The following is a 12,627-nucleotide window of genomic DNA, read 5'->3' as shown; positions in this document are numbered from 1 at the left end:
GCCAGCGTCCTCCATCTCTGGAGTGATCACCGAATCGGTTAGCTCGCCGTCCTGATCACAAATAGACAAACCTGAGTCTGCTTTCTCAAGTATATAATTGCCTACGTGTAGGACAGCGGTTTGTTCCTATCCGCGGAAGAAAGCGGGATAGCGCCGCTTCAGGGCGGCGACCTTGGGCCGGTCGTTGACAACGATGTACGGGTGAGACGGATAGCGACGGGCGAAGTCCTGGTGCGCCGCTTCGGCGGGCGTGAAGCTGCCGTTCTCGATGCGGGTCACCACCGGCTGGCGAAAGCGGCCGGACGCCCGCAGACTGGCGAGAAAGGCGCGAGCCGCAGCGGCCTGGGCGGGGTTCTGCGGGAAGATCGCGGAGCGGTAGCTGGGGCCGGTGTCAGGACCCTGGCGGTTTAGCTGCGTTGGGTCGTGCGCGACGCGGGCGAAGATGGCGAGCAGTTGGCCGTAGCTGACTTGGCGCGGATCATAGGTGATGCGCACCGCCTCGGCATGGCCGGTCCGCTCGGTGCTGACGGCGGCATAGGTGGCGTCCCGCGCCGACCCGCCCGCGTAACCGGAGACGACGTCTGTGACGCCGCGGACATGCTCGAACACCGCTTCCATGCCCCAGAAGCAGCCCCCGGCAAGCACCGCCGTCTCCCGCGCGGGCGCGGCAGCGGCCGGGGCCGCTGTCGCCAGCAGGGGGAGGACGGCAATGGCGAAGCGATGGGGCATGGCAGAACCTCGCGTGATGTGGTGTGCTACCTTAACACCTTCGGCGGGCGACCTGAACGGGAGACGACCCATGCTGGCGATACTTGCAGCAAATGCTTTGGCAGTGGCGGAGCCGCCTGCGCCGGTGGTCATCAACCTCCTGCCCCCGCCCTGCCCCGAGCGGAGCGCCGAGGCGGACGTCACCGTTTGCGCGCGGCGGATCCCCGACTACCGGATCGATCCGGGAGTGCTGGCTGGCGTCCGGGCGCGTGAGGCACTGCCGACCGACACCCGCACGGCGCAGGCCGAAGCGGTTGCGGGCAGCTGCCACGACGAGCCGTCTAAATGCCAAGGGGGCAGCGTGATCCCGATCCTGCCCGCCGCCATCAAGTCGGTCGAAGCGATGGTGCTGGCGGCCAGGGGCGAGGACTGGCGGCAGCCGTTCCGAACCAAGCCGGATGAGTATGAGCAGTATCGCGCGGCCCAGGCGAAGGCGCGGCCGAAGGTCAGCGTTTCGGTGGGCGCGAGTGCGCGCGCGGGTACGGAGCGGCGACCCTAGCGGCGCAGGCCCGCAATTGGTGGGCGTGGGCATAATGTCCAATTCACTTGGTGAGTGCATGATCTAGGAGCGGCCCATGGCAACAGACCAAACCAAGGCCGCCGCCGAGTTCCGGCGGGTGATGAAGTGGATCGTCATGATCGGCATCGCCGCGACGGTGCTGGCGCTGCTCTACCTCGGCTCGTCGGGCGAGCTGTACCCGTCAATGGTGATCGCCGTCGTTGCGGGCGTGTTCCTGTCGGTGCTGCTCGGCTGCGGGCTGTTCGCAGCCGCCTTCTTCAGCGACAAGAGCGGGCACGATCAACACGTGACCGACGCAACCAAGCGCCACGACTGAGCGGTCCCCATGCCGCCACTGCGCCCTCGCCGCGCAAGAACGCAGAGGCAAGGTAAGCCTAGTGGTCGGCCTCGACCCGCTCGACTCCGCTCTGGGCAAGCTGGTCATCGATCTGGGCCATCAGCCGCTCCAGGCCGGCGCCGTCCTGGGCTTCGGCACGGGCAACGAGCACGTCCTGAGTGTTTGATGCGCGCAGCAACCACCAGCCGTCGTCGTTCATGACGCGGGCGCCATCTGTCTTGTTAACGCTGGCGCCGTTCTGCGACAGGCGGGCGAGGATCTCGTCGATCACCGCGAACTTGCGCACCTCGTCGACCGGGAAGCGCAGCTCGGGCGTGACCAGCGTCTCTGGCATGGCGTCCTTGAGTTCGGTCAGGCTCTTGCCCGACTGGTCGATCGCCTCGATCAGCCGGACGGAGGCGTAGAGCGCGTCGTCGAAGCCATACCAGCGGTGCTTGAAGAAGATGTGGCCGCTCATCTCGCCTGCCAGCGGCGCGCCCGTTTCCTTCATCTTAGACTTGATCAGGCTGTGGCCGGTCTTCCACATCACCGGCTGCCCGCCGAGCTCCGCGATGCGATCGAACAGCATCTGGCTGGCCTTGACGTCGGCAATGATCGGGGCGCCGGGGTTCGCCTGTAGCACCGGCACGGCGAGGATGGAGACAAGCTGGTCGCCCCAGATCACCCGGCCCTGGCTGTCGATCGCACCGATGCGGTCGCCGTCCCCGTCATATGCGATGCCGAAGTCGAGCTTCTTCTCCGCGACGAGCGCCTTGAGGTGCTCCAGGTTCTTCTCGACCGTCGGGTCGGGATGGTGGTTGGGGAAACTGCCGTCGACGTCGGTGAACAGCGTGTGGTGTTCGCCGCCCAAGCGCTTGATCAATTTCTCGACCGTCGGACCGGCGGCGCCGTTGCCGGCGTCCCAGCCGATGCGGAACTCGCCGCCCTGGAAGTCCTCGACCAGTCGGTCGACATAGTCGTCGTGGATATCCACGTCCGACACCGTGCCCTCGCCTTCGCTCCAGCGGCCTTCGGCGGAGCGAACCCCAAGTGCCTGGATCTCGGCGCCGAACACAGACCGGCCGGAGAGCAGCATCTTGAAGCCGTTATACTCGGCCGGATTGTGGCTGCCGGTGATCTGGATGCCGCCGCCGACGTCCAGTTCGGCCACTGCCCAGTAGAGCATCGGCGAGGGGCCGAGGCCGGTGCGCAGCACGTCAACGCCGCCTTCGGTGAGGCCGCGGATCAGCGCCGCTTCCATCATTGGCGAATGGGTGCGGCCATCGCGTCCGACGGCCAGGCGGGTGACGCCCTCGTCGCGGGCGTGGGCGGCGAAGCTACGGCCGAGGGCGTAGGCGTCCGCTTCGTGGAGCGTGGAACCGACGATGCCGCGAATGTCGTACTCGCGGAGGATGGTGCTATCGAATGTGTGAGTCATTACGCGGCCGAACGTAGCAAGCGCTGCTTTGTTCATCCATCCGCGAAAAGCGCGGGATCAGGCGGCTTCGCGTGCCTCGGCGCCGGGGATGCCGAGCGCGGCGATCATCTCGCGCAGTTCCTGGCGGGCGGCGATGTGGCCGAGGCCGACTTCGCCAATCTGCTGGAGGTCGAGAAGGGTGAGACCCTTGGGAAACAGTTCGCGGTAGATCACGCGCTCACCAAGACCCGGAATGACGCGGAAGCCCACCCGGCGGGCGAGTTCGTCGAGCGCGGCGCCGACGCGCTGCAGGTTATGGCTCTGTATATGCTGCAAGCGGTTCCGGAGGACGACCCAGTCCACGCTCTTGCCCGTCGCCTTGGCGCGCTGGGTCCGGCTGTTCCAGATCAGCTCGGCGTAGAAGCTGGGCTTGGTGATCTTGAAGTTGTCGGGATGGACCTGGCCGATGAGGTCGAGGTCGACGAAGCTGTCGTTCATCGGCGTGACCAGGGTGTCGGCCTTGAGGATGGCGGCGCGGGCGACGGGATCGTCGCGGCCGGGCGTATCGACGACGATGACGTCGGCCTGCGGCGAAAGTCGCTCCAGCGAGCGGGCAAGCGCTTCTTCGGAGAGGTCGTCGATCACCTCGAACGCGGGCTGCGGCAGCGCGGTGTCCAGGCGGCGCATGGTGGCGGCTCGGTTCTCAAGATAGCGGGTGGTGGTGCGCTGGCGATGGTCGAGGTCGAGCACGCCGACACGGTGGCCGGAGGCGGCCAGCGCCACAGCGGTGTGGACGGCGGTGGTCGATTTGCCGGTGCCACCCTTTTCATTGGCGAACACGACGAAATGCGGATTGGTCATCGCTCTTGATCTTTTCCCCGGCGCTGGCGAGGGCGCCCTCTGGCCAAGCGGTTTAAGGCAGGGGAATCAACGGTGCAAATCATCCGTTCCATCGCGGAGCTGCGCAAGGCGCGCCGTGGCCTGGCGGGCACGCTGAGCCTGGTGCCGACGATGGGCGCGCTGCACGAAGGGCACCTGACGCTGGTTCGCGAAGGCCGCGCCCGAGCGGACCAGGTGGCGGCGACGATCTTCGTCAATCCGCTCCAATTCGGTGCGGGCGAGGACTTGGGGCGCTATCCGCGGCAGGAGGAGCAGGATCTGGCCTTGCTGGAGCGGGAAGGCTGCGACCTCGTCTGGCTGCCGACGCCTGAGCAACTGTACCCGGCCGGGTTCGCGACCACGGTGACGGTGAGCGGGGTCAGCGAGCGCTGGGAGGGCGCGGCTCGGCCCGGGCACTTCGCGGGGGTGGCAACGGTGGTGGCAAAGCTGCTGCTCGCGGCGGCGCCGGACGTGGCCTTGTTCGGTGAGAAGGACTTCCAGCAGCTGGCGGTGATCCGGCGAATGGCGACGGACCTGGGCCTGCCGGTGCAGATCATCGGGGTGCCGACGGTGCGGGACGCGGACGGCCTGGCGCTGTCGTCGCGCAATGCATACCTTAGCGCGGACGAGCGGACGCGGGCGCTGGCCCTGCCCCGGGCGCTGGGTGAGGCGGAGCGTCGGATCGCGGCGGGAGAGCCGGTAGATGGCGTGCTGGCGGAGGCCAAGGCCGCGGTGATCGCGAGCGGGTTCGAGAGCGTCGACTATCTGGCGCTGGTGGATGCGGACAGGCTGGAACCGCTGGAGCAGCCTGGCGGAGCCATGCGGCTGATCGCGGCGGCGACCATCGGGTCGACACGGCTGATCGACAACATGGCTGTGTCATCGATGCCACAGGAGCCACGGTGATTGCGTCGTTAACCATTCGGTAGCGTAACGAGTGGAGCTTGCCTCTCAACAGGGAGAGGATTTGGATCATGGCAATCAGTCACAAGGGCGCCGAGTTTCTGCTGCGCAGCCGGCTCAGCGATGCGGAGCGCGGCAATGTCGACGCGCTGTTCGAACTTGGTGTCAGCTATTCGACGGGGCGTGGGGGCGTCGCCGTCGACCTCATCGAAGCGCACAAGTGGTTCAACCTGGCCGCGCTGAACGGTTGCACGCGCGGCCAGCACTGCCGGGCCGAGATCAGCGTCGAGATGACGGCGCGCGAGATCGCTGAGGCTCAGCGGGCGGCGCGGGCGTGGCTGGCGGTGAGCGGGTCCGCCGTGGGGCAGCGTTACGCGGCTTGAGACACCCGTTCGTCCTGAGCGGAAGCCCACAGGGCTGTAGTCGAAGGGCGCTGTCCTGACGCCCTTCGACTGCGCTGCGCTCCGCTCAGGACGACCGAAAACTAACGCACGATCACCGTCACGGCGCGGCGGTTCTGGGCCCAGGCGGCCTCGCCGGTGCCGGTCGCGGCCGGGCGCTCCTTGCCCCAGCTGATCACCAGGAGACGGCTGTCGGGCACGCCTTGCGTCAGCAGGAAATTCTTGGCTGCGTTGGCCCGGCGCTCGCCGAGCGCCTGGTTGTACTCGCGCGTGCCGCGTTCGTCGGCATGGCCTTCGATGCTCGCGCGCACATTCGGGTTGGCAACCAGCCACCGGGCCTGCGCCGTCAGTACTGCGCGGTCCTGATCGTCGAGGTCGGACTGGTCGGTGTTGAACAGGATGGTGTCGGTGCCGGCCGCCGCGACCAGCGCGGCCTGGCTGCCGGGCAGCTCGACCAGGCCGACGTCGTCGTTGTTCGTGCTGGCGACCGTGCCCTGCCCGTCCGTCGCGGCGGGTGCCACCGTGGCGGGCGCTGGCTTCTTGCCGCAGCCGGCGACGCCGAGCGCCAGGACCGAGGCGGCGATGATGAGGGTGGTGCGCATATCTGTTCTCCTTAGCGCTGAAGTGGCGACCAGCTTGGGTCGGAGCCGTCCTGCGGGGTGGGCAGGCGACGGGCCTGGCCGCCACCGACCGGGACCGCAAACAGGGTCGACTGGCCGGACGGGGTGAAGCGGTTGAACATGACGAACTGGCCGTTGGGTGCCCAGCTGGGACTTTCGTCCTGCCAGCCATCGGTCAGGATGCGCTCACCCGAGCCGTCGGGGTTGATCACCCCGATGCGGAAAGCGCCGGTGCGGACAAAGGCGATGCGATTGCCGCGCGGGCTCCACGCCGGCGAGGCCGACGGGCCGCCAAAGCTGATCCGCCGCTGGCCCGAGCCGTCAACGTTCATGACGTACAGTTGCTGAGATCCCGAGCGGTCGCTCTCGAACACGATGCGGCTGCCGTCCGGCGAAAAGTCCGGGCTGGTGTCGATCCCGGGCGCGGTGGTCAGGCGGACAGGCGCCCCGCTACCATCTGCGGCGGTGACGTAGATGTCGGTGTTGCCCCCTTGGCTCATGGCAAAGGCGATGCGGCGGCCGTCTGGGGAGAAGCGCGGTGCGGAGGTCTGGACCAGGCCGGGCACCAGCAGGCGCTTGTTGCCGGTGCCGATGTCCATGACCCACACCCGCCCGCGCCTCCCGGCGTAGGACAGATAGGCCAGCCGGTTGCCGTCAGGCGAGAAGCGCGGGGTGACCACTGTCGCCTCGCCTTCCGTCAGGTAACGGAGGTTGGAGCCGTCCGAGTCCATGATGGCGATGCGCTTCAGACGGCGGTTCTTCGGCCCGGTTTCGGCAACGAACACGACGCGGGTGTCAAGGAACGCGCCCTCCCCGGTCAGCCGTGAGTAGATGGCGTCGGCGCACTTGTTGGCGGCACGGCGCCAGTTGCCCTGGCTGACTGCGAAACCCTGCCGCACCAGCTCGCGGCCGGAGGCGACGTCGAACAGGTAGCAGCCGACCGTCAGGTTGCCGTCCGGCCGGCCCTCGACAAAGCCGGTGACCAGCTGCGCCGCTCCGGCCGAGCGCCAGGTCGGGAAGTCGGGCGTGTTGGCCTGGGCATAGGGGTAGTTGGGGATGCCGGTCGGACCGATCGGATTGAACAGGCCGGTGGTGCGCAAGCCCGACGCGATGGTCGCGGCGATGTCACGGCCGTAGGCCAGCGGTGCGTTCTGCACCGGCAGCGCGGGCACGGCTACGACTGTGCCCGTACGGACGCCGCCGCCGACGATGTCGACTTCGACCGGTGGTGGTTCGTCCTGCGCGAAGGCGGGCGTGGACAGCGCCAGCAGCCCCAGCATGGCAGGCAGAATGGATCTCATATGTCCCCTCACGGTACCCGGTAGGTCATGTTGATGTTGCCCCAGCCACCTTGCGGCGTGCTGTACAGCTCGGCCGGCAGGCGCAGGGGCGAGCAGGCGCGGTAGACGGCAATGGCCTGGTCGATCACCGGCTGTTCGTAGCGATCGTTGTCGTCGTCCACGCCGCTGGTCCGGACCACGGTGGGCGGACGCGACAGCCGGCCCGACCGGTCAAGGCGAAGGTTGAGGACGACCCGGATCCGCTCCGCGCCGGAGCCAAGCGCCGGCTGGCGGTTGGCGCAGGGCTGGATCTGGCGTTTGATCGCGCTGTCGACGCTGGCCTTGGCCTCGGCGCTGAAGGTCGCGGCCGACTGGGCGGGAGCGCGGGACGGCGCGTCGCCGATGCCTTGAAGGAAGTCGTCGCCCAGGCGGGAGGCGCGCGGCGCAGGCGGCAGGCGCAGGCTGTCGAGTGGACGCGCGGTGCTGCGCGGCGGCGTTGGGGTGGGGCGCGGCTGCGGCGGAGCTGCGCGCGGGGCGGGCGTTGGCCGGGGCGCGGGAGTGGGTTCGATCCGCGGTGCTGGCGAAGGGATTGGCGGCGGCGGTGCCGGGGCGGGCTGCGGCACTGTTGGTTCGGCCGGTTCGGCCGGTGCGGTTGCTTGGGCCGGTGATGGAGCAAGCGGCGTTGGTGCGCCGGCGGTCAACGCCACTTCGGGCGAGTCGACGAACTCAACTTCCATCGCCGGCGGTTCGGGTTTGGGTGGAACGCCGGCAAGGCTCATGGTGAGGGCGGCAATCAGCCCGGCATGGAGCAGCAGCGCAAGGCCGGTGCCGCCAACTTCGCCGCGGTCGAGCCTCACGGACCATCGCCCCCGACGCTGACCAGGGCGACGCGGTTCAGGCCGGCGCGATTGAGTTCACCCATGACCGCCATCACCTTGCCGTAGTCGAGCGCGCGGTCGGCGCGCAGGTAGATGCGGCGGCCCTCGGGCGGGGCGGGTTCGGCGGCGATCCGGGCCAGCTCCTGCGACAGGGCGGCGGCGGCGACGGGCTGGTCATCGACGAAGATGTTGCCTTGCCCGTCCAGCGCGACCTGCACCGGCTGTGCCTGCTGCTCGAGCGCGCCGGCGCGGCTTTCGGGCAGGTCGACCGGGACGCCGGCGACCAGCAGCGGTGCGGTCACCATGAAGATGATCAGCAGCACCAACATGACGTCGACCAGCGGGGTGACGTTGATCTCCGCCATGGGGGCACGGCGGCCGCCGCGGCGGCGGGTCTTGAGCGAGGCGCCCATCAGCCCTCCAGTTCGAGCTCGCGGCTAAGGGTGGCGTGGAAGCGGTCGGCAAAGCGGCCGAGCCGCGCTTCCAGCCGGTCGAGGCCGTGGGTCAGGCGGTTGTAGGCGATCACGGCGGGGATCGCGGCGAACAGGCCGATGGCGGTGGCGAACAGCGCCTCCGCGATGCCGGGGGCGACCACGGCCAGCGACGTGTTGTTCGCGCCGGCAATCGCGGTGAAGCTGCGCATGATGCCCCATACCGTGCCGAACAGGCCGACAAAGGGCGCGACGGAGCCAACCGTGGCAAGGATGTTGAGGCGGTCACCAAGCCGGTCGAGTTCGCCCGCGACCTCCGCGTTCATGACCGTGGACAGGCGTTCGCGGGCGCCGGAGCGGTCGGCGGCCTTGACCCGCACCGAGCGGCGCCATTCGTCGAGGCCGGCCGAGACGATCCGCGCATGCGGAACGGGGTCGGCGCCGCGACTGGCATGAAAGGCATCGAGGTCCTTGGCCGCGGCGAAGTCCCGTTCGAAGCTGTCGCTGGCTCGGTTCAGTCGGCGCAGGCGCAGCGCATGGGTGATGATGATCCCCCAGGTCCACACGCTGGCCAGCAACAGGCCGATCATGACGATCTTCACCACCGCGTCGGCGTGCAGGAACAGCGCCAGCGGGCTCATCAGGTCGGACGGCGCGGCGGCGGCACTCATGCGCCTTCTCCCCCCATGATGCGTTTGAACACGTCGACCCACTCCCGCGGCTGGCGGGTCGGGCGGCCGTCCATGGTCAGGAAGGCCGCGGTAACCCGCGCGTCCGTCAGTTGTTCGGTTCCGCGCATGACTCGCTGATGAATCAGGACGGACGCGGCGCGGACCTGCTCGACTGTGGACACCACCAGCAGGTCGTCGCCGAGCTTCGCAGGACGCAGGTAGCGAATGTTCGCCTCCGCCACGGCATAGACACCTTGTGCGGCGTCCATCGCGGCCTTCTGGTCGACTCCGACGGCGCGCAGCATGTCGGAGCGAGCCCGCTCCATGAACTTGAGGTAGTTGGCATAGTAGACGATGCCCGCGGTGTCCGTGTCCTCGAAATAGACGGTGAGCGCGAAGCGATGCTCCCGGCCCAGAAATCCGCCGCGATAGGGTGTGTCCAGATCCGGTAACGTCATGGCGGCGCGTTACCGACGCGGGCGCGGCAGGGCAAACGGAGCGCGACGAGATGGGGCTTGACGACGATGTAACTCACAGGTTACTTGTCACCAACAGGTTACATCAGGGGACTAGTATGAACTCGTATCTCCTAGGTCTGCTGGCGGGGCTCGCCGTGGGTGTGACCATCGCCGTGATCATCAAGTGGCGGGATCGGCGCCGGCCGATGACAACCGTGGAGCGCGCCGACCAGCTGAGCCAGCGACGGGCGCGGATGCTCCCGGCGCTCGCCGTCGTGTTCCTGACGCAGCAGGCGATGTTCTTCTCGCAGATGCCCGGCGCGGAGCATGCCCCGGTCGAGCGGGTCAAGATGAGCGCCTGGCTGGTCCTTTCGCTGGTCCTGTTGGCCGCGCTCGCGACCAAGAGCTTCTGGCTGGAGCCGCGCGCAGTCCGCGACCTGATGGAGGACGAGAACACGCAGGCCAACCGGAACGAGGCCATGCGCTGGGGCTTCCTGTTCGCAATGGGCACCGCGGTGGCAGTCTACGTGCTGGGCATGTTCGAGCCGGTCACCGGGCGCGAGGCCGTGCACATCATCATGACCTTCGGGATCGCCACCGCCCTGCTGCGCTGGGGCGTGCTCGAACGGCGTGCCCACGCCCATGGCTGAGCGGCTCAGCAACCGATTGAAGGACCGTCGCGGGGAACTCGGCTGGACGCAGGCGGAACTCGCCGAACGGGTTGGCGTCAGCCGCAAGACCGTGAACACGGTGGAAAATGGCGTGTTCGTGCCGTCCACCGTGCTCGCGCTGAAGCTCGCCGCGGTGCTGGAGCGGCCGGTCGAGGAGCTGTTCTGGGTGGAAGCCTAGCGGCTCACCGTTTCAACCAGCCGGATGAGGTCGCCTTGCGCTTGGGGCAGGTCGTTGAGGTGCATGCCCCAGCCTGGGAGGAAGAACCCGCCCAAGCCCACTTCGCCGCCGATGCGGTCGGTGCGCTTGTCGGTGGGGTCGGAGTTGACCCGCACTTCCAGGTAGCCGCGCGGCCCGTCGTTGACGCAGCGGGCGGAGACCAGGCCTTCGGTGCGCAGGAATGGCGTGGGCGGAGCGCCCTCCGTCGACCACTGGATCGGGCCGCCGGGGACCGGCTGGGCCGAGCGGGCGTACCAGTAGCTATCGAGACTCCGCCAGTCGCGACTGCCGACCGCGGCCGGGTTGACGCAGCCGACCGTCATGCCGGGCGCCGACGCGTTGCCGAACAGCGCGCCGGCCGGCGGCGGGTTGCGGGTGCGGAAGCTGACGTAGCTGACGACGCAGCCGGTCTCGCCGGGGCGGCTGCACAGCGGCGTCGTCTTGAACGTGCCGCCGGTCAGCCGGCCCTGCGGCACCAGAAGGTTGAAGCCGGGGATGATCGCGAGCCGCATCTGGCGGGCGACCGGCTTTCCCTCGATCTCCCGCGCGATCAGCTGCTGCAGCATGAGACTGCCCTGGCTGTGGCCGATCAGCACGAACGGTCGCCCGTTGTTGCGGGTGGCGAGGTAGTTGCGCCAGGCGGCGAGGACGTCGCCATAGGCCAGCGCGCCGGCCGCCCGGATGTCGGCGCCTGCGGCGGAGGCGGCGACCGCACCCAACGTCATCTGGCGGTAAACGGGTGCGAAGGTCCGGCATACGGAAGCGAAGCGGGCGAACTGGACCTCGGCGACGCCCTGTTCCTCGCTGACCGCAAGATCGCTGTTGAGCCCGCGATCCCGGGACACCGTCGGATAGACATAAAAGCAGTCGAGCCGCGGGTTGGCTGCTACCGTGCTGCGGCCGTTGGAGCCGTAGCCGTTCGGATTGAGCGCGGTGGTAGCGAGCGGCGTCGAGCAGACGTCGGCGCGGCCGGGCAGGCACAGCCAGGCGCTCTCCTGGCGGTAATCGGGCGCGGCGGCGGGGGCGGCGGCCTGCACGGCGGCGAGGGCGAGAAGGGGGATCATGTCACTCCATTTCCGTCGAACAGGCCCGGCGTGGTGCCGGCGGGCGGGTTGAGGCCAAGGTGGGTCCAGGCGCGGCCATTGAGGTAGCGGCCGCGGGCGGTACGGGCGACCAGGCCCAATTGGATGAGGTAGGGCTCTATCACGTCCTCGATCGTGTCCCTGGGTTCGCTCAAGCCGGCGGCGAGCGTCTCCACCCCGACTGGGCCGCCATTGTAGAGGTCGGCGATCATCAGGAGGTAACGCCTGTCCATCGCGTCTAGGCCGAGGGCGTCGATCTCCAGGCGGGTCAGCGCCCGGTCGGCGGTCGCGGTGTCGATCCGGTCGTCGCCGGCGGCATAAGCGAAGTCGCGCACGCGGCGCAGCAGCCGGCCGGCAATGCGCGGGGTGCCGCGGCTGCGGCGGGCGACTTCCTCGGCCCCGTCCTCCGTGAGGTCGGCACCGAGCAGCCGGGCAGCACGCCGCACCACCTGTATCAGCTCCGCCACAGTATAGAAGTTGAGGCGCACCGGAATGCCGAACCGGTCGCGGAGCGGCGTGGTCAGCAGGCCCTGGCGGGTGGTGGCACCGACCAAAGTGAAGCGCGGCAGGTCGATCCGGACCGAGCGGGCGGACGGGCCCTCCCCGATCATCAGGTCGAGTGCGCGATCCTCCATCGCGGGATAGAGCACTTCCTCCACTGCCGGGTTGAGGCGGTGGATTTCGTCAATGAACAGGACGTCGCCGTCCTCAAGGTTGGTGAGCAGGGCGGCGAGGTCGCCCGACTTGGCGATGACCGGGCCGGAGGTGGCGCGGAAGCCAACGCCCATCTCGCGCGCGACAATCTGCGCCAGGGTTGTCTTGCCCAGGCCCGGCGGGCCGAAGAACAGGACGTGGTCCAGCGCCTCGCCGCGCGCCTTCGCTGCGCTGATGAACACGCGGAGGTTCTCACGCGCGGCTTGCTGGCCGACGAACTCGTCAAGGCTCTTGGGCCGAAGTGCGGCATCGGCGTCCTCCGCAGTGCGCTCGGGGGTGGTCAGGCGGGCGGGATCGGTGGCCATCGCGGCACTTGTGGCACAGGAGCGTGCGGGCTGCACAGGGGGGCATGCTTGCTTGACAAGCGCTTGCTTTGGGAGCCTCATCGAATGGCCGGACCC

Annotated in this window: 17 protein-coding genes; 6 read left to right on the top strand and 11 right to left on the bottom strand. The window is 68.7% G+C overall.

Annotation, left to right across the window (positions count from 1 at the left end):
• Positions 1-126: 126 nt before the first annotated feature.
• Positions 127-729 (bottom strand): peptide-methionine (S)-S-oxide reductase MsrA, encoded by a 603-nt coding sequence (msrA, locus tag OMW55_RS00605; RefSeq protein ID WP_264880069.1) that lies wholly within the window; start codon positions 727-729, stop codon positions 127-129.
• 70 nt (positions 730-799) lie between these two features.
• Between msrA and OMW55_RS00600 the strand changes: the two genes are divergently transcribed.
• Together OMW55_RS00600 and OMW55_RS00595 are read left to right on the top strand one after the other, a co-directional pair.
• The gene (locus OMW55_RS00600) at positions 800-1,267 is read left to right on the top strand and encodes a hypothetical protein (protein ID WP_264880068.1); all 468 of its coding nucleotides are present in this window, start codon (positions 800-802) and stop codon (positions 1,265-1,267) included.
• 76 nt (positions 1,268-1,343) lie between these two features.
• Positions 1,344-1,604 carry a hypothetical protein gene (locus OMW55_RS00595; protein WP_264880067.1) on the top strand — a complete coding sequence of 87 codons (261 nt, stop codon included), beginning with the start codon at positions 1,344-1,346 and terminating at the stop codon, positions 1,602-1,604.
• A 58-nt stretch (positions 1,605-1,662) separates the two neighbouring features.
• Here OMW55_RS00595 and pgmG read toward each other — a convergent pair whose 3' ends face one another.
• The gene (gene pgmG, locus OMW55_RS00590) at positions 1,663-3,042 is read right to left on the bottom strand and encodes a phosphoglucomutase/phosphomannomutase PgmG (RefSeq protein WP_264880066.1); all 1,380 of its coding nucleotides are present in this window, start codon (positions 3,040-3,042) and stop codon (positions 1,663-1,665) included.
• A gap of 57 nt (positions 3,043-3,099) precedes the next feature.
• On the bottom strand, positions 3,100-3,882 hold the full coding sequence (locus OMW55_RS00585) for a division plane positioning ATPase MipZ (protein WP_264880065.1): 783 nt from the start codon (positions 3,880-3,882) through the stop codon (positions 3,100-3,102).
• Positions 3,883-3,954: 72 nt separating this feature from the next.
• Here OMW55_RS00585 and panC point away from each other — a divergent pair, with 72 nt between their 5' ends.
• On the top strand, positions 3,955-4,806 hold the full coding sequence (gene panC / locus OMW55_RS00580; RefSeq protein ID WP_264880064.1) for a pantoate--beta-alanine ligase: 852 nt from the start codon (positions 3,955-3,957) through the stop codon (positions 4,804-4,806).
• Between the two features lie 68 nt (positions 4,807-4,874).
• Positions 4,875-5,186 carry a hypothetical protein gene (locus tag OMW55_RS00575; RefSeq protein ID WP_264880063.1) on the top strand — a complete coding sequence of 104 codons (312 nt, stop codon included), beginning with the start codon at positions 4,875-4,877 and terminating at the stop codon, positions 5,184-5,186.
• 101 nt (positions 5,187-5,287) lie between these two features.
• On the opposite strand, the gene pal is transcribed toward OMW55_RS00575, so the two are convergent.
• From pal to OMW55_RS00545, 6 genes are read right to left on the bottom strand one after another with little or no spacing between them, the layout of a single operon-like run.
• Positions 5,288-5,806, bottom strand: a complete 519-nt coding sequence (pal, locus tag OMW55_RS00570) for a peptidoglycan-associated lipoprotein Pal (RefSeq protein ID WP_264880062.1) — start codon at positions 5,804-5,806, stop codon at positions 5,288-5,290.
• A gap of 11 nt (positions 5,807-5,817) precedes the next feature.
• Positions 5,818-7,125 carry a Tol-Pal system beta propeller repeat protein TolB gene (gene tolB / locus OMW55_RS00565; protein WP_264880061.1) on the bottom strand — a complete coding sequence of 436 codons (1,308 nt, stop codon included), beginning with the start codon at positions 7,123-7,125 and terminating at the stop codon, positions 5,818-5,820.
• Between the two features lie 8 nt (positions 7,126-7,133).
• Complete coding sequence (locus tag OMW55_RS00560) at positions 7,134-7,961, bottom strand: hypothetical protein (protein WP_264880060.1); 828 nt, start codon at positions 7,959-7,961, stop codon at positions 7,134-7,136.
• A complete protein-coding gene (gene tolR / locus OMW55_RS00555; RefSeq protein ID WP_264880059.1) occupies positions 7,958-8,395 on the bottom strand; it encodes a protein TolR in 438 nt (145 codons plus the stop codon). The genes OMW55_RS00560 and tolR overlap by 4 nt, the downstream gene beginning before the upstream one ends.
• Complete coding sequence (gene tolQ / locus OMW55_RS00550) at positions 8,395-9,084, bottom strand: protein TolQ (RefSeq protein WP_264880058.1); 690 nt, start codon at positions 9,082-9,084, stop codon at positions 8,395-8,397. The genes tolR and tolQ overlap by 1 nt, the downstream gene beginning before the upstream one ends.
• Positions 9,081-9,542: an acyl-CoA thioesterase gene (locus OMW55_RS00545; RefSeq protein WP_264880057.1), complete on the bottom strand. Its 462-nt coding sequence runs from the start codon at positions 9,540-9,542 to the stop codon at positions 9,081-9,083. The genes tolQ and OMW55_RS00545 overlap by 4 nt, the downstream gene beginning before the upstream one ends.
• A gap of 116 nt (positions 9,543-9,658) precedes the next feature.
• Here OMW55_RS00545 and OMW55_RS00540 point away from each other — a divergent pair, with 116 nt between their 5' ends.
• Both OMW55_RS00540 and OMW55_RS00535 read left to right on the top strand, forming a co-directional pair.
• Positions 9,659-10,192, top strand: a complete 534-nt coding sequence (locus OMW55_RS00540) for a hypothetical protein (protein ID WP_264880056.1) — start codon at positions 9,659-9,661, stop codon at positions 10,190-10,192.
• A complete protein-coding gene (locus OMW55_RS00535) occupies positions 10,185-10,391 on the top strand; it encodes a helix-turn-helix transcriptional regulator (RefSeq protein ID WP_264880055.1) in 207 nt (68 codons plus the stop codon). Before OMW55_RS00540 ends, OMW55_RS00535 begins: the two co-directional genes overlap by 8 nt.
• On the opposite strand, the gene OMW55_RS00530 is transcribed toward OMW55_RS00535, so the two are convergent.
• Entirely contained in the window at positions 10,388-11,494 is a 1,107-nt protein-coding gene (locus tag OMW55_RS00530; RefSeq protein ID WP_264880054.1) for a DUF3089 domain-containing protein, read from the bottom strand. The two genes, OMW55_RS00535 and OMW55_RS00530, sit on opposite strands and share 4 nt — an antisense overlap.
• Positions 11,491-12,531: a Holliday junction branch migration DNA helicase RuvB gene (gene ruvB, locus OMW55_RS00525; protein WP_264880053.1), complete on the bottom strand. Its 1,041-nt coding sequence runs from the start codon at positions 12,529-12,531 to the stop codon at positions 11,491-11,493. Before ruvB ends, OMW55_RS00530 begins: the two co-directional genes overlap by 4 nt.
• Between the last annotated feature and the right edge of the window lie 96 nt (positions 12,532-12,627).

It is taken from the genome of Sphingomonas arvum, from assembly GCF_026013565.1.
GTDB classification, from domain to species: Bacteria; Pseudomonadota; Alphaproteobacteria; order Sphingomonadales; family Sphingomonadaceae; genus Sphingomicrobium; species Sphingomicrobium arvum.
Note: the sequence above shows the minus strand (reverse complement) of the source record. Positions and strands in the feature narration are given on the sequence as shown.